Origin of the sequence: Streptomyces sp. NPDC048644 (assembly GCF_043199105.1) — a bacterium.
Taxonomy (GTDB): domain Bacteria; phylum Actinomycetota; class Actinomycetes; order Streptomycetales; family Streptomycetaceae; genus Streptomyces.
The window spans coordinates 396,876-421,284 of record NZ_JBICVO010000004.1 but is presented as its reverse complement, the minus strand read 5'-3'; the positions used below and the strand labels follow the sequence as shown (position 1 = coordinate 421,284).

Annotated in this window: 25 protein-coding genes; 12 read left to right on the top strand and 13 right to left on the bottom strand. The window is 72.0% G+C overall.

What is annotated here, in order from left to right; genetic code table 11:
- Nucleotides 1–29: 29 nt before the first annotated feature.
- Entirely contained in the window at nt 30–677 is a 648-nt protein-coding gene (locus tag ACGFNI_RS11530; RefSeq protein ID WP_393682736.1) for a hypothetical protein, read from the top strand.
- 81 nt (nt 678–758) lie between these two features.
- Here ACGFNI_RS11530 and ACGFNI_RS11525 read toward each other — a convergent pair whose 3' ends face one another.
- The 3 genes from ACGFNI_RS11525 to ACGFNI_RS11515 form a co-directional block, all read right to left on the bottom strand.
- The gene (locus tag ACGFNI_RS11525) at nt 759–1,919 is read right to left on the bottom strand and encodes an Mrp/NBP35 family ATP-binding protein (protein WP_393682734.1); all 1,161 of its coding nucleotides are present in this window, start codon (nt 1,917–1,919) and stop codon (nt 759–761) included.
- 87 nt (nt 1,920–2,006) lie between these two features.
- Entirely contained in the window at nt 2,007–2,582 is a 576-nt protein-coding gene (locus tag ACGFNI_RS11520; RefSeq protein ID WP_393682732.1) for a DUF1003 domain-containing protein, read from the bottom strand.
- Nucleotides 2,575–3,885, bottom strand: a complete 1,311-nt coding sequence (locus tag ACGFNI_RS11515) for a magnesium transporter MgtE N-terminal domain-containing protein (RefSeq protein WP_393682730.1) — start codon at nt 3,883–3,885, stop codon at nt 2,575–2,577. The genes ACGFNI_RS11520 and ACGFNI_RS11515 overlap by 8 nt, the downstream gene beginning before the upstream one ends.
- A 203-nt stretch (nt 3,886–4,088) precedes the next feature.
- Between ACGFNI_RS11515 and ACGFNI_RS11510 the strand changes: the two genes are divergently transcribed.
- A complete protein-coding gene (locus ACGFNI_RS11510) occupies nt 4,089–4,871 on the top strand; it encodes a hypothetical protein (RefSeq protein ID WP_393682729.1) in 783 nt (260 codons plus the stop codon).
- 13 nt (nt 4,872–4,884) lie between these two features.
- On the opposite strand, the gene ACGFNI_RS11505 is transcribed toward ACGFNI_RS11510, so the two are convergent.
- Nucleotides 4,885–5,424, bottom strand: coding sequence for a hypothetical protein (locus tag ACGFNI_RS11505; protein WP_393682727.1), 540 nt, complete (start codon nt 5,422–5,424; stop codon nt 4,885–4,887).
- A 46-nt stretch (nt 5,425–5,470) separates the two neighbouring features.
- Entirely contained in the window at nt 5,471–6,583 is a 1,113-nt protein-coding gene (locus tag ACGFNI_RS11500; protein ID WP_393682725.1) for a magnesium and cobalt transport protein CorA, read from the bottom strand.
- A gap of 557 nt (nt 6,584–7,140) precedes the next feature.
- On the opposite strand from ACGFNI_RS11500, the gene ACGFNI_RS11495 reads away from it, so the two are divergent.
- Entirely contained in the window at nt 7,141–7,728 is a 588-nt protein-coding gene (locus ACGFNI_RS11495; protein ID WP_393682723.1) for a suppressor of fused domain protein, read from the top strand.
- Between the two features lie 66 nt (nt 7,729–7,794).
- Here ACGFNI_RS11495 and ACGFNI_RS11490 read toward each other — a convergent pair whose 3' ends face one another.
- A complete protein-coding gene (locus ACGFNI_RS11490; protein WP_393682721.1) occupies nt 7,795–9,051 on the bottom strand; it encodes an MFS transporter in 1,257 nt (418 codons plus the stop codon).
- A 213-nt stretch (nt 9,052–9,264) separates the two neighbouring features.
- Here ACGFNI_RS11490 and ACGFNI_RS11485 point away from each other — a divergent pair, with 213 nt between their 5' ends.
- From ACGFNI_RS11485 to ACGFNI_RS11475, 3 genes are all read left to right on the top strand, one after another.
- Nucleotides 9,265–9,903, top strand: coding sequence for a DUF6758 family protein (locus ACGFNI_RS11485; RefSeq protein WP_393682719.1), 639 nt, complete (start codon nt 9,265–9,267; stop codon nt 9,901–9,903).
- A 152-nt stretch (nt 9,904–10,055) separates the two neighbouring features.
- Nucleotides 10,056–10,910, top strand: a complete 855-nt coding sequence (locus tag ACGFNI_RS11480; protein WP_393682718.1) for a PHP domain-containing protein — start codon at nt 10,056–10,058, stop codon at nt 10,908–10,910.
- A 127-nt stretch (nt 10,911–11,037) separates the two neighbouring features.
- Nucleotides 11,038–11,643, top strand: a complete 606-nt coding sequence (locus ACGFNI_RS11475; protein WP_393682716.1) for a MarC family protein — start codon at nt 11,038–11,040, stop codon at nt 11,641–11,643.
- Between the two features lie 87 nt (nt 11,644–11,730).
- On the opposite strand, the gene ACGFNI_RS11470 is transcribed toward ACGFNI_RS11475, so the two are convergent.
- Nucleotides 11,731–11,883: a hypothetical protein gene (locus tag ACGFNI_RS11470; protein WP_169795174.1), complete on the bottom strand. Its 153-nt coding sequence runs from the start codon at nt 11,881–11,883 to the stop codon at nt 11,731–11,733.
- Nucleotides 11,884–12,086: 203 nt separating this feature from the next.
- On the opposite strand from ACGFNI_RS11470, the gene ACGFNI_RS11465 reads away from it, so the two are divergent.
- Entirely contained in the window at nt 12,087–13,013 is a 927-nt protein-coding gene (locus tag ACGFNI_RS11465; RefSeq protein ID WP_393682714.1) for an NYN domain-containing protein, read from the top strand.
- Between the two features lie 9 nt (nt 13,014–13,022).
- Here ACGFNI_RS11465 and ACGFNI_RS11460 read toward each other — a convergent pair whose 3' ends face one another.
- Both ACGFNI_RS11460 and ACGFNI_RS11455 read right to left on the bottom strand, forming a co-directional pair.
- Nucleotides 13,023–13,889 (bottom strand): alpha/beta fold hydrolase, encoded by an 867-nt coding sequence (locus ACGFNI_RS11460; RefSeq protein WP_393682713.1) that lies wholly within the window; start codon nt 13,887–13,889, stop codon nt 13,023–13,025.
- 153 nt (nt 13,890–14,042) lie between these two features.
- On the bottom strand, nt 14,043–16,364 hold the full coding sequence (locus tag ACGFNI_RS11455) for a DEAD/DEAH box helicase (protein WP_393683043.1): 2,322 nt from the start codon (nt 16,362–16,364) through the stop codon (nt 14,043–14,045).
- Between the two features lie 331 nt (nt 16,365–16,695).
- Here ACGFNI_RS11455 and ACGFNI_RS11450 point away from each other — a divergent pair, with 331 nt between their 5' ends.
- Nucleotides 16,696–17,433, top strand: a complete 738-nt coding sequence (locus ACGFNI_RS11450; protein WP_227050605.1) for a ferritin-like fold-containing protein — start codon at nt 16,696–16,698, stop codon at nt 17,431–17,433.
- Between the two features lie 63 nt (nt 17,434–17,496).
- On the opposite strand, the gene ACGFNI_RS11445 is transcribed toward ACGFNI_RS11450, so the two are convergent.
- The 4 genes from ACGFNI_RS11445 to ACGFNI_RS11430 all read right to left on the bottom strand — a co-directional run bounded on the left by ACGFNI_RS11445 (nt 17,497) and on the right by ACGFNI_RS11430 (nt 19,391).
- Nucleotides 17,497–17,766, bottom strand: a complete 270-nt coding sequence (locus tag ACGFNI_RS11445; protein ID WP_393682711.1) for a hypothetical protein — start codon at nt 17,764–17,766, stop codon at nt 17,497–17,499.
- 263 nt (nt 17,767–18,029) lie between these two features.
- Nucleotides 18,030–18,257 carry a DUF3107 domain-containing protein gene (locus ACGFNI_RS11440; RefSeq protein ID WP_227050846.1) on the bottom strand — a complete coding sequence of 76 codons (228 nt, stop codon included), beginning with the start codon at nt 18,255–18,257 and terminating at the stop codon, nt 18,030–18,032.
- Nucleotides 18,258–18,373: 116 nt separating this feature from the next.
- Complete coding sequence (locus ACGFNI_RS11435) at nt 18,374–19,015, bottom strand: TetR/AcrR family transcriptional regulator (RefSeq protein WP_393682709.1); 642 nt, start codon at nt 19,013–19,015, stop codon at nt 18,374–18,376.
- A gap of 148 nt (nt 19,016–19,163) precedes the next feature.
- Nucleotides 19,164–19,391: a hypothetical protein gene (locus ACGFNI_RS11430; protein ID WP_393682707.1), complete on the bottom strand. Its 228-nt coding sequence runs from the start codon at nt 19,389–19,391 to the stop codon at nt 19,164–19,166.
- 166 nt (nt 19,392–19,557) lie between these two features.
- On the opposite strand from ACGFNI_RS11430, the gene ACGFNI_RS11425 reads away from it, so the two are divergent.
- The 4 genes from ACGFNI_RS11425 to ACGFNI_RS11410 all read left to right on the top strand — a co-directional run bounded on the left by ACGFNI_RS11425 (nt 19,558) and on the right by ACGFNI_RS11410 (nt 24,394).
- Nucleotides 19,558–20,571 (top strand): alpha/beta fold hydrolase, encoded by a 1,014-nt coding sequence (locus tag ACGFNI_RS11425; RefSeq protein WP_393682705.1) that lies wholly within the window; start codon nt 19,558–19,560, stop codon nt 20,569–20,571.
- Nucleotides 20,572–20,579: 8 nt separating this feature from the next.
- Nucleotides 20,580–22,205, top strand: a complete 1,626-nt coding sequence (locus tag ACGFNI_RS11420; protein ID WP_393682703.1) for a DUF3152 domain-containing protein — start codon at nt 20,580–20,582, stop codon at nt 22,203–22,205.
- A 148-nt stretch (nt 22,206–22,353) separates the two neighbouring features.
- Complete coding sequence (locus tag ACGFNI_RS11415) at nt 22,354–22,446, top strand: Ms4533A family Cys-rich leader peptide (protein ID WP_393682701.1); 93 nt, start codon at nt 22,354–22,356, stop codon at nt 22,444–22,446.
- A gap of 199 nt (nt 22,447–22,645) precedes the next feature.
- A complete protein-coding gene (locus ACGFNI_RS11410) occupies nt 22,646–24,394 on the top strand; it encodes an ABC transporter substrate-binding protein (RefSeq protein ID WP_393682699.1) in 1,749 nt (582 codons plus the stop codon).
- The last annotated feature ends 15 nt before the right edge of the window (nt 24,395–24,409 follow it).

The following is a 24,409-nucleotide window of genomic DNA, read 5'->3' as shown; positions in this document are numbered from 1 at the left end:
ACACAGGGCAACAAGGAGGCTCCGCGCAGATGGAGACGACGGGTCGGGCAGCGGCCCAGGCGGATTCGGCCGGCGCCGGACGGAAGGTCGACGGCTATCTGCTGGCCGCGTTCCCGTGGTACGGCCTCGACGAGGCGTTCACCGGGCCCCGCTGGCTGATGCAGGTCGGCGCCGCCGCCGACGGCACCGTGGAACACGGTGGGACCGGCCACGGCGAAGAGCCCACCATACGGGTGGAGACCCCCAGGGAGAGCGAGCGGTTCGCCGTCGTGGTGACGGTCGCGGGCCGGCCCGTGCGGCGCAGCGCGGACGGCACCGGTGTCCTGGACGCCACCTCGGTCTCGACGGCCGCCTGGCTCGCCGGATCCGGGCTGCTGGCCCACACCTGGCCGTCCCAGATGGACCGGGCGCTGCGCCAGGACTGGCTGGACCAGCAGACGATGCTCGCCTGGGAACTGGCCGACGACCTCGGCGGTGAGGCGTGGAGCGAACTGCTGCTGCCGGTCGACGGCGAGCCGACGCCGTTCCGCTACCGCGAGTCCGAGTACGGCTGGGTGCTGGCAGGTTCGGCGGACGAAGGGTCCGACGGCGTGCACATCGGCGCGTACGGGCGCGGCATGAGCGCGTACGGCCTGGGCTTCGGTGTGGTCAAGGATCTCGCCGCGTACGACGGCTGACCTGCGGCGGTTTCGCCGCGCAGACGACGGAGGGGCGGACCGGATCGATCCGGTCCGCCCCTCCGCGTGGTCCGCCGCGGCTCAGAACTTGTTGCGCGGGGTGATGCCGAGCGACATGCCCTGCAGACCGCGCTGACGGCCGCCGAGCTTGCCCGCGATCGAGCGGATCGCCGATCCGGCGGGCGATCCGGGGTCGGTCAGCACGACCGGCTTGCCCTCGTCGCCGCCCTCGCGCAGCCGCACGTCGATCGGGATGGAGCCGAGGACCGGGACCTGGGTGCCGGTGGTCTTCGTCAGGCCATCGGCGACCCGCTCGCCGCCGCCGGTGCCGAACACGTCGACCAGCTCGTCGCAGTGCGGGCAGGGCAGCCCCGACATGTTCTCGACCACGCCGACGATCTTCTGGTGGGTCTGCACGGCGATCGAACCGGCCCGCTCGGCGACCTCGGCCGCGGCCTGCTGGGGTGTCGTCACGACCAGGATCTCGGCGTTGGGGACGAGCTGCGCCACCGAGATGGCGATGTCGCCGGTGCCGGGCGGCAGGTCCAGGAGCAGGACGTCGAGGTCGCCCCAGTAGACGTCGGCGAGGAACTGCTGGAGGGCGCGGTGCAGCATCGGGCCGCGCCAGACGACGGGGGCGTTGCCCGGCGTGAACATGCCGATGGAGATGACCTTCACGCCGTTCGCCGACGGCGGCATGATCATGTTCTCGACCTGGGTGGGCTTGCCGTGGGCGCCCAGCATCCGGGGCACGGAGTGGCCGTAGATGTCGGCGTCCACGACACCGACCTTCAGGCCGTCCGCCGCCATCGCCGCCGCGAGGTTGACCGTCACCGACGACTTGCCGACGCCGCCCTTGCCTGAGGCCACGGCGTAGACCCGGGTCAGCGAGCCGGGCCGGGCGAACGGGACCTCGCGCTCGGCGGTGCCGCCGCGCAGCGAAGCCGCCAGCTCCTTGCGCTGCTCGTCGCTCATCACGTCCAGTTCGACGGTGACGGCGGTGACACCCTCGACGCGTGCGACGGCCTCGCGCACGTTGCTGGTGATGGTCTCGCGCATCGGGCAGCCGGAAACGGTGAGATAGACCACGACCGCCACCGTGCCGTCCGCCGCGATGTCCACCGATTTGACCATCCCCAGTTCGGTGATGGGGCGGTGGATCTCGGGGTCGTTCACCGTCGCGAGCGCGTCGCGGATCGCGTCCTCGCTCGGCGCGGCGCCTCGGTGCGTGTCGGTAGCCATGCCTCAGATACTACGGCCGTGCCGAGCGCGTCCCCAAGGGGCGGTGGCCGGGCACCACGGTGGGTGAGGCGGCCTCCGGAAACTCCCTCAGCGGTCGCGTTCCGCGGCCTCCGCATCCGGCTGCCGCGGCTCCAGATCCCTGATGAGGTCCGCCAGCTCGGCCCTGATCCAGTCGCGGGTGGCGACCTCGCCCAGGCCGAGCCGCAGCGCCGCGATCTCCCGGGTCAGGTATTCGGTGTCGGCGATGGACCGTTCGTTCTGCGAGCGGTCCTGTTCGTGGGTGACCCGGTCGCGGTCGTCCTGCCGGTTCTGCGCCAGCAGGATCAGCGGCGCCGCGTACGACGCCTGGAGGGACAGCGCGAGGGTCAGGAAGATGAACGGGTACTCGTCGAATTTCAGGCTGCCGGGCGCCGCGATGTTCCAGGCGATCCACAGAATGATGATCACCGTCATCCAGACGATGAACCTGCCGGTCCCCAGGAAGCGGGCGATCTTCTCCGACAGCCGCCCGAACGCGTCCGGGTCGTACTCCGGCAGGAACGTGCGGCGCGGCGCCCGCGGCTGGTCCAGGCGCACCCGCGGGCGTTCCGGCGCGGACCGCCGCAGCGCCGACGCGCCGTTCGCCCGCGACCGCTCCCTGCCGCCCTCCCGCTCCTCAGGCATCGCCGCCCGCCTCCGGGGCGCCGTGCATCTCCGTCTCCCGCCAGTCGTCGGGCAGCAGGTGGTCGAGCACGTCGTCGACGGTGACCGCGCCCAGCAGCGCGCCGCTCTCGTCGACGACGGGCGCGGACACGAGGTTGTACGTCGCCAGATAGCGGGTCACATCGGGCAGCGGGGTGTCCGGGGGCAGCGGCGGCAGATCGGTGTCGGCGATCGAGCTGACGAGGGTGAACGGCGGGTCGCGCAGCAGCCGTTGGAAGTGCACCAGGCCGAGGAACTTGCCGGTCGGCGTCTCGTCGGGCGGGCGGCAGACGTACACCTGGGCGGCCAGCGCGGGGGAGAGGTCGGGGTCGCGCACCCGGGCGAGCGCGTAGGCGACTGTCGCGTCCGGGCGCAGCACGATCGGCTCGGTGGTCATCAGGCCGCCCGCGGTGCGCTCCTCGTACGCCATCAGCCGGCGGACGTCGGCGGCCTCTTCGGGGCGCATCAGGGCCAGCAGGCGCTCCTTCTCCTCCTCGGGCAGTTCGGAGAGCAGGTCGGCGGCGTCGTCCGGGTCCATCGCCTCCAGGACGTCGGCGGCCCGCTCCTCCTTGAGCTTGCCGAGGATCTCGACCTGGTCGTCCTCGGGCAGCTCCTCCAGGACGTCGGCCAGCCGGTCGTCGTCCAGCGCCGCGGCGACCTCGGCGCGCCGCTTGGCCGACAGGTGGTGCAGGACACCGGCGAGGTCGGCGGGGCGCAGCTGCTCGAAGGTGGCCAGCAGGTTCTCGGCGCCCTGCCCGTGCTCCTCCAGCGAGAAGCCGGTCACCGCCGACCACTCGACGGTCAGCACCTCTCCCTTGCGGCGCAGCGCCCCGCCCCTGCCCTTGCGGACGAAGACCTTGTCGATCTCCCAGTCGCGGCGGGCCGGGAGCTGGGTGATGCCGATGTCGAGGACGGTGACCTCCTCGCCAGTCTCGACCAGCCGCACCCGCCGGTCGAGCAGCTCGCCGAGCACCAGCGTCTCGGACGCGCGCTGCTCGAAGCGCCGCATGTTGACCACGCCGGTGGTGATGACCTGGCCGGATTCCACGCCCGTCACCCGGGTCATGGGCAGGAAGATCCGCCGCCTGCTGACCACCTCGACGACCAGACCGAGCAGCCGCGGTGGCCGTCCCACCTGCCGTTCGCCGCCCGCGCCGGTCCCGCTCCCCTTGGTACGCAGCATCGCGACGAGATCGCGTACCCGGCCGACCTGGTCGCCGTTGGGGTCGAAGACGGCGACGCCGGAGAGGTGCGAGACGAAGACCCGGGGGGTCACCACTGCCATGCGGCGCGCCTCCCTTCCTCGCGGCGTGCCTGAAATGCCTGATATGAGGGCTGATTTCGGGTTCAGGCTAACCCGCCCGGCTCTCCCGCGCCCCGGCGGGGACGTCCGTATGGCGTCCGCCGACGGGGCGCCGAGCGGGGTGCGCGATCCGGGTACGCTGCCGACTGCTGTCGAGGTCACCCGCATCAGGAGGCAGAGCCGACGTGAGTGCAATCCCCTCGGGGACCAGCCCCCGAACCCTGGCCGTACCCCGTCGCGCGGGGCGGGTGCTCGCCGTGGGGGCGGCGTGCGCGGGCCTTGCCGCGGCGCTGGCCGGCTGCTCCGAGGGGGATCCGGACGCCGGCACCAACGGCGTCGGCAAACTGCCGGCCGCGAAGATCGAGTCCAAGGCGCGGGCCGCAGCCGCGCAGGCCCGTACCGTCCGGCTCTCCGGCAGCGTCGTCAGCCAGGGCGGTACGTACAAGCTCGACATGCGTCTGGCCGGGAACGGCGCCAAGGGCCGGCTCACCACCAAGCAGTCCGCTTTCGGCCTCCTGCGGGTCGACGACGCGCTCTACCTCAAGGCGGACGCCGCCTTCTGGGCAGGCGAGAAGGGCGGCTCGGGCTCGGGCCACGACGCGTCCGCCGCCGAAAAACTCGGCGGCAAATACGTCAAGGTGCCGGCCGCCGACCCCGTCTACAAGCGCTTCAGCGGCTTCACCGACAAGGATGTCCTGCTCGGCAGCGTGCTCGGCCTGCACGGCAAGCTCGCCACCGGTGGCCGTAACACCGTCGACGGCGTCCGCACCATCCGCCTCACCGCGGGCGCGGGTTCGGGCGGCACCCTCGACGTCTCCCTGGAGGGCACGCCGTATCCGCTGCGGCTCCAGCGGGCCGGCGACGCGGGCACCGTCACGCTCGCCGACTGGGACAAGGCCGTGGACCTCAAGGCCCCGGACAAGAGCCAGGTCGTCGACTACGGAAAGCAGGTGTCGGGCAAGGGCTGAGGCCCCGCCCGGCTCAGCCCTTGCGCCCGCGGCGCAGCAGCTTCGGCAGTCCGGCGGGGACCGGCCTGCGGGTGATCGCGGGGCTCGGCAGCGGCGGCGCGGCCTGCGCGCCGTCCGGCATGGCACCGGGCCGCTGCGCCGTCTCCCCGGTGGGCTCAAGGCGCAGCACCCGGCACTCGCGGGCCCAGCGCTCCGTGATCGTCTCCGCGTCCGGCGCGTTGAGCCGCTTGCCCTTCAGCTCGTCGACGGCGGTCTGCCACGCCTCGCTCCGCGGCTCGGGCTCGACGACCCTGGCCGTCCAGGCGACCAGCCGGCCGCCCTTGTCCTTGCTGCGTACGGTGACCGTCGCGGTGGAGCCGTCGGTGAGCGCGAGGTCGGCCAGCGGCTGTTCGTCAGGACCGTCGCCGACCAGGCAGGCAGCGCCGTCCACCCACAGGTGCCACAGCGCCCGCGCGGGACCGGCCGTGCCCCGCACCCAGATCAGGCCGGACTTCTTCGTGGCCTCTTCGATGAGCGCCCGATCCTGCAGGGCCTGCGACACGTCCTGAGTCATGCCGCTCAGCCTAATGGGCGGCGCGGGACGGCCTCCGGGACGGCCCCTACAGCCAGCCGTTGCGCTTGAAGCCCCGGTGGATGCCGAAGCAGATGGTGACCGTCAGCAGCAGCACCGCCGGGTAGCCGTACTTCCAGTTGAGTTCCGGCATGTATGTGAAGTTCATGCCGTAGATCCCGGCGATCATCGTCGGCACGGCGAAGATCGCGGCCCACGACGTGATCTTGCGCATGTCCTCGTTCTGCGCGACGGTCGCCTGCGCGAGGTTGGCCTGGAGGATGGAGTTCAGCAGGTCGTCGAAGGAGAGCACCTGTTCGTTGACGCGCGCCAGGTGGTCGGCGACGTCGCGGAAGTACTTCTGGATGTCCGAGTCGACCAGCCGCATCGGGCGCTCGCTCAGCAGCTGCATCGGCCGCAGCAGCGGGGACACCGCGCGCTTGAACTCCAGGACCTCGCGCTTGAGTTGGTAGATCCGGCCGGCGTCGCCGCCCTTGGCCGACGCCTTGCCGTTGGTGCCCGAGCTGAAGACGTCGATCTCCACCTCGTCGATGTCGTCCTGGACCGCGCCCGCCACCGCGATGTAGCCGTCCACGACCTGGTCGGCGATGGCGTGCAGCACCGCGGACGGGCCCTTGGCGAGCAGTTCCGGGTCGTCCTGGAGGCGGTGCCGCAGTGCGCGCAGCGAGCCCTGGCCGCCGTGCCTGACGGTCACGATGAAGTCCCGGCCGGTGAAGCACATCACCTCGCCGGTCTCCACGACCTCGCTGGTCGCGGTCAGTTCGGCGTGCTCGACGTAGTGCACCGTCTTGAAGACGGTGAACAGCGTGTCGTCGTAGCGCTCCAGCTTGGGCCGCTGGTGGGCGTGGACCGCGTCCTCGACGGCGAGCGGGTGCAGCCCGAACTCCGCGGCGATACCGGCGAATTCGGACTCGGACGGCTCGTGCAGGCCGATCCAGGCGAAGCCGCCTTCCTCCCGCACGCTCGCCATCGCCTCGGCAGGGGTGAGGTGCGCGCGCACCCGGCGGCCCTCGCGGTAGACGCCGCAGTCGACGATGGCGCTGTTGACGCAGGCGGGAGCGGACTTCTCGTAGCTGTACGGATCGCCGTCGCGGCGGCGGGAGGGGCGGACGGCGGCGCGCAGGTCGCGGATCATCGACATGGCTGGCTCCTTCACGGGCCGGCCGTCAGCAGCGGGCGCGGGGCGCAACGCTGCCCGGAACGTGGACGTACGAGGCGTCGTTGGCCGTACGTCCGCAAAGCGGGCGGCGCTCCGTGCGGTGGTGCTGACGGCAGTTCGCGGATAACGCAGAAGACACGGAACAAAGAGGCGAAGGCGCTCTTCCGTCATCTCCATCCGGCGCAAAGGCACTTCACGGGTTTCGCCGCAATGCGGCGGGGTACGGAAGCCTTCGGCTCAGAAGATTCGCTGCGCGAGAGGGATGACAGGAGAACTATCGGTACTGCACGGTCGACTCGGATCCACCGCAGCCCCACCTCCTCCGGCCGGTCCCCGTTGGGGGACGACGTCATTCCCTGACCAGACGGCAAGGCTATCAGCCGCCTGTGGTCCTGCAGTGCCGCTTTGCCTGTTCGATACGAAGGGCCGTGCGGTCCCACGGCACCCCTTTGCCCGTTCGATACGGAACGCGCCGGACGCCGCACAGCCGCCCGCCGACAGGTGGCGGCCGGGCACGGGACCGGCTTTATGCTCGCGGCATGTCTGACGTTCTTGAGCTGGTCGAAGCCCGGTTGCGCACGAGCCTGGGCGAGCCGGACGCACGCGCCGCCGTCACCTTTCTCGGGACCGACCGTATCGAGGTCCTCCGCTTCGTCGACGGCGGGGTGGTGCGCTACGCCACGCTCGGGATGTCAGGTCAGCCGATGACCGACCCGTCCGCGGTGATCGCCGACCCGCTCACCGGGCCCAGGGCCGAGCTGGTCCTCTCCGTGCGCGCCGGGCTCGCCGATACCGACAAGATGCTCAGGCCGCTCGCCGTGCTCGCCGCGTCCCCGCAGGTCGAGGGGCTTGTCGTGGCGCCGGGCGCCTCCCTGGACGTCGGTGAGCCGCTGTGGCCAGGCGCCGCCTTCACCTCCGTGCTGGTCGCGGCGTCCGGCGGCCTCGTCGAAGACCTGGCCCTGGACGCCCCCATGGAGCCGGTCCGTTTCCTGCCGCTGCTGCCGATGACACCCAACGAGGCGGCCTGGAAGCGGGTGCACGGCGCCGAGGCGTTGCAGGACCGCTGGCTCCAGCACGGCACGGACCTGCGCGACCCGCTGCGCAAGGGCGTGCCGCTCGACGCCTGACCGCCGCGTCCGCGCCCGCCCTCCACGGGAGAGGGCGGGCGCGGCGTCGTGCGGAGCGCGCGGCGGTCAGCCGGCGAAGACCGTGACACCGTCCTCCGTGGCGTGCTGCGGCTCCAGTTCCCCGGCCCGGACGGTCAGCGCCCGGCTGCGGACGGCGACGATCACGGCGCCGATCGCCGCGGCCACCGCCGCGACCACGAACGGCATGTGGAGGTCCGTCCACTCCTCGATCTTCGGCGCGAGGAACGGCGCGGCTGCCGCGGCGAACCACCGCACGAAGTTGTAGCCCGCGCTGGCCACCGGCCGCGGTGCGTCGGACACGCCCAGCGCCAGTTCGGTGAAGACGGTGTTGTTCAGGCCGATGAAGGCGCCGGACAGGACGGTGCAGACGATCGCGGTGGTGTGGTTGCCGTAGCCCAGGACGAGCAGGTCGGCGGCGAGCAGCAGCAGCGAGCCGCCGAGCACCTTCAGCGAACCGAAGCGGCGCTGGAGCCGGGGCGCCACGATCACCGAGAAGACCGCCAGCAGCACACCCCAGGCGAAGAAGACGCCGCCCGACTTGTAGGGCGACATGTTCAGCACGAACGGGGTGAAGGCCAGCACCGTGAAGAACGCGTAGTTGTAGAAGAACGCGGAGACGGCGGCGGAGGCCAGGCCGCCGTGCCCGAGCGCCTTGAGCGGGTCGAGCAGCGAGGTCCTGCGGGCCGGCTTCGGCTGTTCCTTGAGGAAGACGGTGATGGCGATGAAGCCGATGGCCATCAGGGCGGCGGTGCCGAAGAAGGGGTAGCGCCACTTCAGGTCGCCGAGGATCGCACCGAGCAGCGGCCCGCAGGCCATGCCGAGGCCGAGCGCGGACTCGTAGAGCAGGATCGCCGCCGCACTTCCTCCGGCGGCTGCTCCGACGATCACCGCGAGCGCGGTGGAGACGAAGAGCGCGTTGCCCAGGCCCCAGCCGGCGCGGAAGCCGACGAGTTCGCCGACCGACGAGGACGTGCCGGAGAGCGCGGCGAAGACCACCACGAGCGCGAGGCCGGCCAGCAGCGTCTTGCGCCCGCCGATCCGGCTGGAGACGAAGCCGGTGACCAGCATCGCGACGGCGGTGATCAGGAAGTAGGAGGTGAAGAGGAGGGAGACCTGGCTGTTGGAGGCGTTCAGGCCCTTGGCGATCGAGGGGAGGATCGGGTCGACGAGTCCGATACCCATGAAGGCCACGACCGAGGCGCCCGCCGTGGCCCATACCGCCTTCGGCTGGCGCAGCAGGCCGCCCGCGCCCTCGTCGAACGGGTCGTCGTCGGCGGTTGTGCCGTGTCCGCTGTTCTGCATGCCGCAGCCCCTTCCGTTGCCGGTTCCGCGATCCGCGAGATCGTTGATGTATACACATATTAAGTTAGCCGACCTAAAGAATGCAAGTTACAACTAACCTGCAGGAGTGGCCTACCGCCCCGCGGGGGCCCGGCAGTTGTGCGTGTTCCGTGGCCCCACCGGTCGGGTGATCGTCCTTGACGCGGCGGCGTGTACGGAGGACCGTTGGTCCTTATGAGGGGCGAACCCAGTTGCCCGAAGTGCGGTGGCCGGGTCCGGGCGCCCGGTCTCTTCTCCGACTCCTGGCAGTGCGCCGTGCACGGCACCGTGCAGCCACTCCAGCCGGTCGTCCCGCCGAGCGTCGAGGCGCTCGGCGTCGTCGTGCACCGAGCGCAGGTGCCCGTGTGGATGCCCTGGCCGCTCCCGGTGGGCTGGCTCTTCACCGGCGTGGCCTGCGCGGGCGACGAGCGCAGCGGCGGCCGGGCCACCGCGGTGGCCTGTTCCGGGCCGGGGCCGCTGGGCGGTCCCGGTGAACTCCTGCTGGTCGCCGAGGAGCCAGGGGTCGGGCTCGGCGCCCACTACGCGGGTGTCGAGGGGCCCGACCCCGGCCCCGGCATGCGGGTGGACCGCGCGCCGCACACCAAGGTCCTGGCCGCCGGCCGGCCGACGCCCCTGTGGCACGTCGGGGGTGCGCCCGACGACCGCGCGGTCTTCGCGGGCGAGGCGCGCGGCCTGTGGCTGTGGGCGATCGTCTGGCCCGAGCCGACCGGCCTGATCATGTACGACCACCTGGTGCTCACCGACCTGCGCGAGGCGGGCGCCGAGGTGGACCTGCTGCCGTGCGGCGCGCTGTCGCCGCGGATCCTGTCCTGACGCGGGGTGCAGGGCCGCCCGCGCGGACGGTCCGGCGGGCGGGCCTCCGGCGGCCGGTATCCTTCTGATGACCCCTTGACGGTGCGCCACGGCCGCCGCGGGGGCGCCGTCCGGTCCACCCGTCACCGTCACCGCAGTTGGGAGTCAGCGTCGTGCGCATCGATCTGCACACCCACTCCACCGCGTCCGACGGCACGGACACCCCCGCCGAGCTGGTGCGCAACGCCGCCGCCAGTGGCCTCGACGTCGTCGCGCTGACCGACCACGACACCGTCGGCGGCCATGCCGAGGCGCGCGCGGCGCTGCCCGACGGGCTGACGCTGGTCACCGGCGCCGAACTCTCCTGCCGCATCGACGGTGTGAGCCTGCATCTGCTCGCCTACCTCTTCGACCCCGATGAGCCCGAGCTGGCCCGTGAGCGGGAACTGGTCCGCGACGACCGGATGCCGCGCGCGCAGGGCATGGTCGCCAAGCTCCAGGAGCTGGGGGTGCCGGTCACCTGGGAACGGGTCGCAGCGATTGCCGGGGACGGCGCCGTCGGACGGCCGCACGTCGCCAGCGCCCTGGTCGAGCTGGGTGTCGTCCCGACGGTGTCCGACGCCTTCACCCCGCAGTGGCTGGCCAACGACGGCCGGGCCTACGTCGACAAGCACGAACTCGACCCGTTCGACGCGCTGCGGCTGGTCAAGGCCGCCGGCGGGGTCACCGTCTTCGCGCACCCGCAGGCCGTCAAGCGCGGTGCCTGCGTGCCGGAGAGCGCCATAGCCGAACTGGCCGCCGCCGGCCTCGACGGCATCGAGGTCGATCACATGGATCACGACGGGCCCACCCGCGCCAGGCTGCGCGGCCTCGCCGCCGACCTCGGGCTGCTGGCCACCGGGTCCAGCGACTACCACGGCAGCCGCAAGACCTGCCGGCTCGGTGAGTACACCACCGACCCCGAGATCTACGGCGAGATCGTGCGCCGGGCCACCGGCGCCTTCCCCGTACCCGGCGCGGGCGGCTGAGTCCGCCCGCCCACCCCGGCGGCCCCGTCCGGCGCACCGCACACCGCGGTGCGTCCGCGCCCTTGCGCTGCTCTGACGGGCCCGCCCTGCCCTCCGCTCCGCTTCTCCTGCAAGGCCACTCATCACCGTGTTCGACGTCGCTGTCTTCAGTACCCTCTTTGTCACGCTTTTTGTGATCATGGACCCGCCGGGGATCACCCCGATCTTCCTTGCGCTGACCTCGGGGCGCCCCGCCAAGGTCCAGCGCCGGATGGCCTGGCAGGCGGCCACCGTCGCCTTCTGTGTCATCGCCGTCTTCGGGATCTTCGGCCGCCAGATCCTGGGGCGCCTGCACATCTCCACCCCCGCCCTGATGATCGCGGGCGGGCTGCTGCTGCTGCTCGTCGCGCTGGATCTGCTCACCGGGAAGTCGGAGGAGCCGACCCAGACCAAGGACGTCAACGTCGCGCTGGTGCCGCTCGGGATGCCCTTGCTGGCCGGTCCCGGCGCGATCGTGTCGGTGATCCTCGCGGTGCAGCACGCGCACGGTTTTACCGCGCAGTTCTCCGTCTGGACGGCGATCGTCGCGATCCATGTCGTGCTCTACCTGGTGATGCGGTTCTCGCTGGTGATCATCCGCGTCATCAAGGACGGGGGAGTGGTGCTGGTGACGCGGCTGGCGGGCATGATGCTCTCCGCGCTGGCCGTGCAGCAGATCATCAACGGCGTCACCCAGGTCGTTCAGGGCTCCTGACCAGGGCATATGAGCGCCCCCGCACGGCATGTCCGTACGGGGGCGTTCCGTGCGTGCCGCGGTGTGACTCAGGCGGCGGTCATGGCGTTACCGGGCGGCGGTGTCGGCCGGGCGGATGTAGATGCGCTGGCCGATTGCGGCGGCCTGCTGCACGATCCGGTTGACGGAGGCGGCGTCCACGACGGTGCTGTCCACGGCGTTGCCGTCGACGTCGTCCAGGCGCATGATCTCGAAGCGCATACGGCTTCTCCCTTCGTCTGATCCTCCTGCGGAGAACTGATGGATGGCGAACGCCAGGCGTCGGTGGCCGGCGTTCCTCTGGAAGAACGTCGTGGCAGGGTGCAAACATTCCCTACGCTAAAGAAAACTTTCGACGGTCTAAATATTGCCTGGTGGGAGCGCGGTTGTCCCCGCCGAGTGGCCGCCGGAAGAATGGGCCCGGTATGAACGACCTCCAGCCCTCGGGCCCCTCAGACCTCGCCGTCCTCGCCGCAGGCATCGCGCGCACCAACGAACTGCTGACCCGGGTGCTCGCCGAGGTCGCCACGACCCCGTCCACCCACGCCGCGTTCGTCGACGCCGGCTACGTCTACGCCGCCGCCGGGCGGCTGGTCACCGGCACTGAGGACCGCAGGACGTTCGGACTCGACGCCGAGGGAATCATCGAAGCCTTCATCGACAAGGCCCGGACGATCTTCCCGGACAGCAGGCTGCTCCGCGTCTACTGGTACGACGGCGCCCGCCGCCGCATCCACACCGCCGAACAGCAGCGCATCGCGGAACTGCCGGACGTCAAGGTCAGGCTCGGCAACCTCAACGCCAACAACCAGCAGAAGGGCGTCGACTCCCTCATCCGCACCGACCTGGAGTCACTCGCCAGGCACCGCGCCATCAGCGACGCCGTCCTCATCGGCGGCGACGAGGACCTGGTGTCCGCCGTCGAAGCCGCGCAGGGCTACGGCGCCCGCGTCCACCTGTGGGGCATCGAGGCCACCGGTGGCCGCAACCAGGCCGAACCCCTGCTGTGGGAGGTCGACAGCCAGCGCACCTTCGACCTCGAATTCTGCAAGCCGTACGTCACCCGACGGGCCGGTGTGGAACCGTCCGAAGTGCCGGGCGAAGGCAGTCCCGTCCCCAGCCGCGATCAGGTGCGGCTCATCGGCGCGCAGGTCGCCGCCCAGTGGCTGGCCGAACGCGGCCACGCCTGGGGCGCCGGGATCCTCCCGCACCACCCCTATCTCCCCGCCGCCGTCGACCAGGAACTCCTGACCGCGGCCGAGGCCCTGCTGCACCACTCCCTGCGCGGCCACTCAGGACTGCGCCGCTCCCTGCGGGACGGCTTCTGGGAGTCCGTACAGCCGCAGTGCTGAACGCGCAGGTCACCCCTCGGGCAGCAGGCGCCAGAAATCGGCCAGCGCGGCGGCGGTCCGCTCCGGGCGCTCCGCGTTGGGGGAGTGCTCCGCGCCGTCGATGACCGTACGGCGTGCGGACAGCCTGACGGCCATCTTGTCGATCAGCGGCACCGGCCAGGCGTAGTCGACCGCGCCGGACACGATGTGCTTGGGCAGCGGCACACCGGCCAGTTCGTCGACCCGGTCCGGCTCCTCGATCATCTGCCGCCCGGTGGCGATCAGCTGCTCGGGGACGGTGTTCAGCCATCGACGGCGCAGGAATGCGCCGATCTCCGCGGGGGTCTGCGCCTCCGGCGCCTCCGGTGGGTCCAGCAGCTGCATCGCCTGCCAGACCTCCTCCATCGCCATGCTGCCGAGTGCGTCGATGAGCATCTGCACCCGGACCTGCTGCGCCGCGTCGATGGCGGCGGGCCCCGAGCTGAGCACCGTCAGCGACCCGAAGAGCGACGGATCCTCCAGCACAGCGGCCCGGCTCACCAGACCGCCGAACGAATGCCCCAGCAGATGCACCCCGTGCGAAGCGTCCAGGGCCCGCGCCTGGGCCCGTACGTCCTGCGCCAACTCGGCCTGTACGTAAGCCGATTCGGCGCGCGGCCCGCCCGTCTCGTGCTGCCCGCGCCCGTCGACGGCGACCACCCGGAAACCGGCGGCGGCGAGCGGAGCGAGCAGCCCGATGAAGTCTTCCTTGCTGCCGGTGAACCCGGGCACCAGCAGCGCCACCCCCACGGGTGCACCGTCCGGCCTGGCCTCGTGCACGGCGAACTCCCCGCGCCGGGTGGAGAGTCGGTACGCCTCGGCGCACCGGGGCAACGTCAACGTGGGGGGCCTGCTCATGCCCCGAGGCTATCCGCCCGGCAGCCTGACACCCGCCACCCGCCCCCGGCAGGCACTCCACCGGCGGGCGGCCGGCCGGGGCGGCGCCGGTCCCCGGCATGCCGATGGCCCGGCCCCCGCCACTCGGGCAGGGACCGGGCCACCGGCAACGGATCAGCTCTCCGGCGCGGCCTCGGCGGGCGCGGCCTTCTTGGCCGCGGTCTTGCGGACCCGCTTCGGCTTGGCGGCCGGTGCCTCGTCGGCGGCGGCTTCGGCGCCCGCCGCGACGGCCTTGGTGGCCGCCTTCCGCGTCCGCTTCGGCTTGACCTCGGCCGCATCGGCGGCCGGGGCGGTGTCCGCTGCGGCCTTCGCGGCGGCCGTCTTGCGGACCCGCTTCGGCTTGGCGGGAGCGGCGTCCGCGCCCTCGGCGGTGTCCAGGGCGTCCGCCGCAGCGGTCTTCTTGGGCGCCGCGGCCTTGCGGACCCGCTTCGGCTTCACGGCCGGGGCCTCGTCCGCCGGGGCATCCGCCACGGACGGTGTGACCGGCGCGGCCTCCGCCACGGCGGCCGGCTCCGCAGCGGCCTTGGTCGTGCTCCGGGTACGCCGACGCGGCTTGGTCACGGTCTCCGCGGTGTCGACCGCGGCCACCGCATCCGCCGCGGGCGCCGCGTCCGTCACGGCATCCGCCACGACCGCGCTGTCGGCAGCCGCCTTGGCGCCCCGGGTACGCCGGCGCCGCGGCTTGGCCTCGGCGGCCGGAGCGTCATCGGCCGGAGCGTCGAGGGCCCGGTCCGCTTCCGCCGTCCCGGCCGCGGTGTCCCGCGCCTCGTCGGACCTGGCGGACGGGCGGGCCGCCGCGTTCCCCTGGCCGCCGGACCGGGTGCGACGCCGGCGCCGCGGCTGGCGCGGCCCGTCGGTGCCTTCGGCCTGCGCCGAGCCATCCGCCGCGTCCAGCGCGTCCTCGGCCCGCGCCGCGGGAACGGCGGTGCCGTCCACCGACGCGCCGCTACGGGTCCGCCGCCGCTGCCGCGGAGTCCGGGTCCGCTGCGGGCGCTCCTCGACGACCGCAGCCGCCGGCCCCCGGGCACCGCGCCCGCGGCCCCCGGTCTCGCCCAGGTCCTCGACCTCTTCGGCCGCGAGCCCGGCCCGGGTGCGCTCGGCGCGCGGCAGGACACCCTTGGTGCCCGCCGGGATGTGCAGCTGCTCGTAGAGGTGCGGGGAGGTGGAGTACGTCTCCTCCGGCTCGTCGAACGACAGGTCAAGGGCCTTGTTGATCAGCTTCCAGCGCGGGATGTCGTCCCAGTCGACGAGGGTGACCGCGGTGCCCTTGGCGCCCGCGCGGCCGGTGCGGCCGATGCGGTGCAGGTAGGTCTTCTCGTCCTCGGGGGACTGGTAGTTGATGACGTGCGTCACGCCCTCGACGTCGATGCCGCGGGCGGCGACGTCGGTGCAGACCAGGACGTCGACCTTGCCGTTACGGAAGGCGCGCAGCGCCTGCTCGCGGGCGCCCTGGCCGAGGTCGCCGTGCACCGCGCCGGACGCGAAGCCGCGCCGCGCGAGCTGGTCGGCGATGTCCGCCGCGGTCCGCTTCGTACGGCAGAAGACCATGGCAAGACCACGGCCGTCGGCCTGGAGGATGCGCGCGACCATCTCCGGCTTGTCCATGGAGTGCGCGCGGAAGATGTGCTGCTCGGTGTTGGCGACGGTCTGGCCCTCGTCGTCCGGCGCGGTGGCGCGGATGTGCGTGGGCTGCGACATGTAGCGGCGGGCCAGCGAGATGACCTGGCCCGGCATCGTCGCGGAGAACAGCATCGTCTGCCGCTTCACCGGCAGCAGCTGGATGATCTTCTCGACGTCCGGCAGGAAGCCGAGGTCGAGCATTTCGTCGGCCTCGTCCAGGACCAGGCTCTTGACCTGCGAGAGGTCGAGCTTCTTCTGGCCCGCGAGGTCGAGCAGCCGGCCCGGGGTGCCGACGACGACGTCGATGCCCTTCTTCAGCGCCTCGACCTGCGGCTCGTAGGCACGGCCGCCGTAGATCGCCAGGACCCGGACGTTGCGCACCTTGCCGGCGGTGAGCAGGTCGTTGGTGACCTGCTGGCACAGCTCGCGGGTGGGGACGACGACGAGGGCCTGCGGCGCCTCGGTCAGCTGCTCGGGCCTGGACCGGCCGGCCTCGACGTCCGCCGGGACCGTGACGCGCTCCAGGAGCGGCAGGCCGAAGCCCAGGGTCTTGCCGGTGCCGGTCTTGGCCTGGCCGATGACGTCGCTGCCGGAGAGGGCGACGGGGAGCGTCAGCTCCTGAATGGGAAAGGGGGAAACGATGCCGACGGCTTCAAGGGCCTCGGCGGTCTCGGGGAAAATCCCGAGGTCTCGGAACGTAGACAGAATCTTGCCTCTTCTGTGAGACGCGGCGTGAGGCGGCGAAGGGGGTCGTACCGCACCGTCGTACGGGTTCGTACGGGACCGGCCTGACACGGCCGGATGGCGCGGGACCACTGCCAACGCTCAGGCACTCCTGCCGCGAGCGGTGTCCCTCCTGCTTGTGCGTACGTCTTCTCGCTACGCGCCACAGGGGAGGGCGGTCGGTTTGGAGCCGATCGGGCCACCGACCGGGCATCCGCATTCGTGGAACGACCCACCGATACTCGGCGGGCCCAATACCACTGTACCCCGGATGCGGCGTGGCATCCGAAGGCTTGTATGAGTGACAAACGGAACACGCCCCCCGGTTGCCCCGGCGAGCCGGGTCGCCGGAGCCGTCCGACGGCTGGTACCGGGCGGCTGCCCAGGGCCTTCCCGGGCCGCGCGGCGGGCTATTGTGCCGGTCATGGAGACGCCAGACAACGCCGCTGCCGACGCGCAGGAACCGACCGGTATCGCCGCCCAGAACTGGGCGCAGGCATCCGCCGAGCCGCATTACCGTGCCGCCGTGATCGACCTGCTGGGCGCGCTCGCGTACGGCGAGCTGTCCGCCTTCGAGCGGCTGGCCGAGGACGCCAAGCTCGCGCCGACGATGGACGACAAGGCCGAACTGGCCAAGATGGCATCGGCGGAATTCCACCACTTCGAGCGGTTGCGGCAGCGCCTCGCCGACATCGAGGCGGAGCCGAACGAGGCGATGGAGCCGTTCGCCGCCGCACTGGACGAGTTCCACCGCCAGACCGCGCCGTCGGACTGGCTTGAGGGCCTGGTCAAGGCGTACGTCGGCGACTCGATCGCCAGTGACTTCTACCGGGAGGTCGCGGCCCGGCTGGACTCCGACACCCGGGATCTGGTGCTGGCCGTTCTCGACGACACCGGGCACGCGTCGTTCGCCGTCGAGAAGGTGCGGGCCGCGATCGAGGCGGAGCCGCGGGTCGGCGGGCGGCTCGCGCTGTGGGCGCGGCGGCTGATGGGCGAGGCGCTGTCGCAGGCGCAGCGGGTGGTCGCGGACCGCGACGCGCTCTCCACGATGCTGGTCGGCGGGGTGGCCGACGGCTTCGACCTGGCCGAGGTCGGCCGGATGTTCTCGCGGATCACCGAGGCGCACACCAAGCGGATGGCGGCCCTGGGGCTCGCCGCGTAGCGGTTACGGCACAGCACACGGCGCGGCCCCGGACCCGAAGGTCCGGGGCCGCGCCGCTGCGTTTCAGACGGCGGCGGACCTGCCCAGCCGGCTGCGCGGCGGGCGCACCAGGACCGAGAGCAGCGCCGCGCCCACGGCGAGCGCGGCGGCCATCACCTGGAAGGGGTGACCCGGGCCGAGGATCGACCGGGTCAGCAGCGCGCCGAAGAGTGCGGCACCGGGTCCTGTGGCCAGCGTCAGGGTGCGTGAGGGAAAACGGTCAGGCAGACGGCGCGTGGCGACCAGGGCGATGGCGAATCCGGCGATCAAGGCGCCGAGCGCTTCCCAGATCATGCTGTTCCCTCCCGCGTGACAAGGCCGATCGGACGAACAAATCCGGTCGTAGGCGGTCGTACCCAAGGGCCACCCACAGCAACCCTCATGGCCACGATCGGCTGCCTGATCGCATCAGAGCCTGTGTCCGGACCGACACGAACGGCCGCGCGGGGCGTGCGCGGGCCCGGCGGGAGAGGCCCTGAACAGCAGCGAGCGGCGGCCGGGAGGAAATCCTCCCGGCCGCCGCCGGTGTCCTGCGGGCGCCCGTACGGCGCCCCGGTTCAGAGCGCCCCGAAACCGACCTTGCGGACCGACTGCTCGCCGATCTCCACGTAGGCCAGCCGGTCCGACGGGACCAGAACCTTACGGCCGTGCTCGTCCACCAGGCTCAGCAGCGGCGACTTGCCGCCCAGGGCGTCGGCTACGGCGCCCTCCACCTCTTCGGCAGACTGCGCGCTCTCCAGAACGATCTCGCGGGGCGCGTGCTGCACGCCGATCTTGACCTCCACGGCTGATGTCCCTCCGACGGTCAGTTGGGTGCGCGGCCATCCGCGCCGTACGCAGCCACATTAGCCCGGCACGGGGACGCGCAGGGCCCCCCGGAGCACGCCGGGAGCGAACACGGTCAGTGTGTGTCGATGCCGTGCAGCGGGAATCCCGCGATGCCCTTCCAGGCGAGCGAGGTCAGCAGACCGACCGCGGTGTCGCGGGGCACCTTGCTCTCGGACGACAGCCAGTAGCGGGCCACCACCTGCGAGACCCCGCCCAGGCCCACGGCCAGCAGCATCGACTCGTCGCGCGAGAGGCCGGTGTCCTCGGCGATCACCGCGCTGATCGCCTCGGCGCACTCCAGCGAGACCTTGTCCACCCGCTCGCGCACGGCCGGCTCGTTGGTCAGGTCCGACTCGAAGACCAGCCGGAACGCGCCGCCCGGGTCCTCGACGTACGCGAAGTAGGCGTCCATCGTCGCCGCGACGCGCTGCTTGTTGTCGGTCGTCGACGCCAGCGCCGTGCGCACCGAGTGCAGCAGCGATTCGCAGTGCTGGTCGAGGAGCGCGAGATAGAGGTCGAGCTTGCCGGGGAAGTGCTGGTAGAGGACCGGCTTGCTCACCCCGGCCCGTTCGGCGATGTCGTCCATCGCGGCGGCGTGGTAGCCCTGCGCGACGAACACTTCCTGTGCCGCGCCGAGAAGCTGGTTGCGCCGTGCTCGGCGTGGCAGGCGTGTGCCCCGCGGGCGTGCCGCCTCGGTCTGCTCGATGGCGCTCACGCTGCCTCCCAGAAGTCGTTCCGTACGCGGCACGCGCAAGATGGTGCACCGCGCCCGCCATCGTACTTTTGGGTAACCCGGCTGTGCGTGGTCGGAGCCGAGAAAATCTGGTCCGGACCCTTGTCAGAAGCTGACATAACCCCCCAGCTCATCGGTATTCGTCTTCGTTGAGGTCCACGATGCGGGACTGTTCGGCGCGGTCCGCCTCGTTCGCGGAGTCCGGGTCGAAGCCCGCCGGGGTGATGTCGCGGTGCTGCGTGACGTCCGCGTACTGCTCGGCGGTGTCGGCCTCCGGTGATTCCATGCCGGATTCCGTGCCGTTCTGTGCGGTCTCCTCGTCCTCGAAGGTGTCCGGATCTGTCGGGTCGACGGGCATGATCGCTCCCTTTCCCGCCGGCCGGCACTGCCGGGCGGCGCATGGTGCGCGTCAGGGGCCGGGAACGCCCTTGGTATGAGCGTAGGAGAGGGGCCCCCCGGGCGCGATGCGATGTGTGACGGCGGACACACAGGCACGTGCGTGATCATCTCGTAACATCGACACCATGTCTTCGACCGAGTCGCCGGGCACCGGGACCGCCGCCCTCCCGGTGCCGCCAGTTGGCCCCGGCGGACCGGATGAGGCCGACGAGGTAGTGCGCACCGTGACCCTGCCGGGGCTGACGCTGACCGTCCGCGCGCCGGTCGCGGCCCCCGGGGGCGGCGCGCCGCAGGCGGCGGGCGCGGGCGGCGGCGCGCGGGAGCCCGCCCTCTACCTCCACGGTCTCGGTGGCTCCTCGCAGAACTGGTCGGCGCTGATGCCGCTGCTCGCCGACCGGCTGGACGGCGAGGCGCTCGATCTGCCGGGCTTCGGGGAGGCCCCGCCGCCGGACGACGGCGACTACTCCGTCTTCGCGCAGGCGCGCGCCGTCATCCGCTACCTCGACGCCTCCGGGCGCGGCCCCGTCCACCTCATCGGCAACTCCATGGGCGGCGCGGCGGCGACCCGGGTGGCGGCGGCCCGTCCCGACCTGGTCCGCACCCTGACGCTGATCTCGCCCGCGCTGCCGGAGCTGCGACCGCAGCTGACGGCCGTGCCCACCGCGCTGCTCGCGGTCCCCGGCGCGGCCGGTCTTTTCTGCCGCCTCACCCGGGAATGGACACCCGAGCGCCGCACCCGCGAAGTGCTGGCGCTCTGCTACGGCGACCCCGGGCGGATCACGCCCGACGGGTTCCGCGCCGCGGTCACCGAGTACGCCAGGCGGCTCGAACTCCCCTATTTCTGGGACGTGATGGAGCGCTCCGCGCGCGGTCTGGTGAACGCGTACACGCTCGGCGGGCAGCACAATCTGTGGCGTCAGGCCGAGCGGGTACTGGCGCCCACCCTTCTCGTCTACGGTGGGCGCGACCGTCTGGTCTCCTGCCGGATGGCGCGACGCGCGGCCAGGGCGTTCGGCGGCTCGCGGCTGCTGACACTTCCGGAGGCGGGCCACGTGGCGATGATGGAATACCCGAAGACGGTGGCGCGTGCCATCCGCGAGCTGCTCGACGAGACGACCGCCGACGCGGGCAGGAGCTGACACGACCGGTGGGACGCCACAGCCGCACAGGGGCACAGAACGGGGACGACACCGCGGGGACGGCCGGGCCGCACGGCGCCGCGGCGGTGGGTCCGCAGGACCACGCGCCGGCGGGTCCTGGCACCGGCCGCCGCAGGCGCGGGCCCGACGATGCCGAGCAGCCGCGCCCCGGAGGCGGCCGGCCGCAGAGCGCGGTGCGGGCGCCCCGTGGGCCGTGGCGCGAGACGGTGCGCGGCGGCCATCCCGAACAGCGTGAGCCGGGCGGCGGCTGGGGGCTGCCGCCTTCGGTGCCCGGTGCCTCGGCGCCGGGGCCGCCCGCGGCCCGCCGGGGGTCCGCGCAGGGCGCCCCGAGGGTGCCGCGTCCGCGTGCGGCGGAACCGGACGGCATGCCCGGCGCGCCTGCGGCGGGGACGGTCAACGGCGGTTCCGTGAGCGGGAGTTCGGACGGTTTCGGCGGGCGTCCCGTGCTCGGTACGCCGCCGGGAGCGGACGGGGGGACGCCCGGACCGCGGCGCGAGTATCTGGAGGCGTTTCCCGCCGACGAGGGCACGGACACCGCGGGCGGCGGCCGGGGAGCGACGGCGGAGCCGGACGGCGCGGCGCCGGACGAGGCGGCGCCGGGCGGCCGGCTGCCGGCGGGCGGGATACCGGACGGCGGGCGGTTCACCGGGCGTTCGGTGGTCTTCGACCGGGAGGCGCCAGGCGCGCCCCGGCCGGGGGCCGGGACCGTGGACGGCGGAACGGCGCAGGACGGGGGGCCCGGGGGCGAAGACGAGGAAGCGGAGCGGGTCGCGGTACCGGCCGGCGCGGGGGAGGCCGCGCGGACCGAGGAAGGCAGGAAGGGCGGTATGGGCCGTACGCTCACCGGTGTGGCGGCTGCGGCCGTGACGACGGTGCTGGCCGTGGTCGTCGCGGGCCAGGTCGCCGACCAGCGGGACGGCGGCGGTGCCCAGGCGAACAGCGGCCAGGATCCGGCCGACCCGTCGGGATCGCGGTCGCAGGCCCGCCCGCCGCAGGACGCCAAGCCCGCCTCGTACGAGCAGCGGATGGCCAGGCCCTTCCCGCTGGACGCGCAGCTGACCGCTTCGGGGCGCTTCACGCCGGCCGGCGGCGCCGCGAAGGCCCCCGGGCACGGCAAGGTGCTCCGCTATCGCGTGGACGTCGAGGACGGCATGCCGCTGGACGGCGCGCTGTTCGCCGATGCGGTGCACAAGACCCTCAACGACGACCGGAGTTGGGCGCACGGCGGGACGCGGACCTTCGAGCGGGTCGCGTCCGGCGACGCCGACTTCGTGATCTCGCTGGCGAGCCCGGGTACCACCGCGAAGTGGTGCGCGAAGTCCGGACTCGACACGTCCGAGGAGAACGTCTCCTGCGACTCGGCGGCGACCGACCGTGTGATGATCAACGCTTACCGCTGGGCGCAGGGCGCGAAGACGTACGGCCCGGACAAGCTGTTCGCCTACCGGCAGATGCTGATCAACCACGAGGTCGGCCACCGGCTCGGGCACGATCACGAGGTCTGCGGTGCGCCGGGCGCGCCGGCGCCGGTGATGATGCAGCAGACGAAGTTCCTGACGACGGACGGCGTGACCTGCCGGCCCAACGCCTGGCCGTATCCCACCGGGAAGTGAGCCGGCGGTCGGGCGCCGCGTCCGTTGAGTGACCGGGCGTCAGGCGGCGGGGCGCGCCTCGGGGTGGCATCCGGGCGGGTATGAGACGAGGTGTCTCTCATCGCGAGATGCCTTGCCAGGAATCGCAAATTCGTTCAATGATCTGCCCATGCCGCACCGTCACGCCGTCACCCTCGCCGCCATAGAACTGGCGCTGATCGGCGTGTCCGTGCAGTCCGTCGCCGACATCGAGTGTCGCTGAGGCCCTCCCCGGCTCCGCAGAGCACCGCGGCAACCACGCAGTTCACCCTGCGCGGCGGCGGGCACCTCTGTGGCCGGGGCCCCTTCCCCGCGTATCCGCGTGACCGATCCGTCCACGCCTCCGCAGGGGCGGCCTCGCGCGTCACGCGCCTTCCCTGCCGCCTTTTGCGGGTGCCCCGCTGTGAAAGGCGAAACCCGTCATGGCCGAAGCGGCCCACCCCCATCCCGAAGCCAGGCCCCGCCGGGCTCCCCGCACCGCGCGCCGCGTCACCGCAGCCGCGGTGGGTGTCGCGCTGGCCGGCGGTGCCGTGGCCTGCGGCCCCGAGGACGGCGGCGCGCAGGCAGGAGCGCCGCAGAAGGGCGGCACGCTGACCGTCCTCAACTCCAAGCCGCAGAGCGACTTCGACCCCGCCCGGCAGTACACATCGGGCGGCGGCAAGGTCCCGACCCTGGTGTTCCGCACGCTCACCACCCGCCACCGCGAGAACGGTGCGGCGGGCGCCAAGGCCGTGCCCGATCTCGCCACCGACACCGGGCGGCCCAGCAAGAACGCCACCGTGTGGACGTACACCCTCAAGGACGGCCTGAAGTTCGAGGACGGGTCGCCGATCACCAGCGCGGACATCAAATACGGCATCGAGCGGTCCTTCGCCGCCGAACTGTCGGGCGGCGCCCCCTATTTGCGGGACTGGCTGGTCGGCGGCGAGAAATACCAGGGGCCTTACAAGGACACGTCGAAGGACGGTCTGAAGTCCATCGAGACGCCGGACGACAAGACCCTGGTGTTCCACCTGAAGAAGCCCGAAGGTGAATTCCCGCTACTGGCGACGCAGACCCAGTTCGCGCCGGTGCCGAAGAAGAAGGACACCGGCACGAAATACGAGGAACACCCCATCTCATCCGGCCCCTACAAGGTCGTCAAGAACACCGGGGACGGCGAGCGCATTCTGCTGAAGCGGAATGAGCACTGGTCGGAGAAGACCGACAAGGAACGGCACGCCTACCCGGACACCATCGACGTGAAGTCCGGCCTCGACTCCGCCGTCATCAACCAGCGGCTGTCCACCGGAGCCGGCGCCGACGCCGCCGCGGTCACCACCGACACCAACCTCGGGCCCGCCGAACTCGCCCAGATCGCCGGCGACAAGGACCTCCAGAAGCGGGTCGGCACCGGCCACTTCGGCTACACCAATTACCTGGCCTTCAACCCGAAGGTGAAGCCCTTCGACAATCCGAAGGTCCGGCAGGCGATTTCCTACGCGGTCAACCGGCAGAGCGTCGTCAACGCGGCGGGCGGCTCCTCGCTCGCCGAGCCCGCCACCACCTTCCTGCCGAACCAGAAGACCTTCGGCTACACCGGAGCCGACCCCTTCCCCGCGGGAAGGACCGGAAATCCGGAAAAGGCCAGGGAACTTCTGAAGGAAGCGGGATACAAGAACGGGCTGAGCATCACCCTCACCCACTCCACGGCCAAGAACTTCGAAACCAGCCCGGACATCGCCACCGCCGTCCAGGAAGCCCTCAAAAAGGCCGGCATCACCGTCAAGCTCGCCGGTCTTGAGGACAACGACTACCAGGACAAGGTCCACACCCTCAAGGACGAACCCGGCCTGTTCATCGGCGGCTGGGGTGCCGACTGGCCCTCCGGCGGCCCGTTCCTCGCGCCCGTCTACGACGGCCGGCAGATCGTCAAGGACGCCTACAACTTCAACCACGCCCGGCTCGACGACCCGGCGGTCAACCACGAGATCGACGAGATCAACAAGCTCACCGACCTCGACGCGGCGGCCGAGCGCTGGGGCGCCCTCGACAAGAAGATCGGCGAACAGGCGCTGTCCGTACCGCTCTTCCACCCCGTCTACAAGCGGCTCTACGGCAAGAACATCAAGAACATCGTGATCAGCGACTGGGATGGCGTCCTCGACATCTCGCAGGTCGCGGTCAAGTAAGGCCGGCAGGAAGAA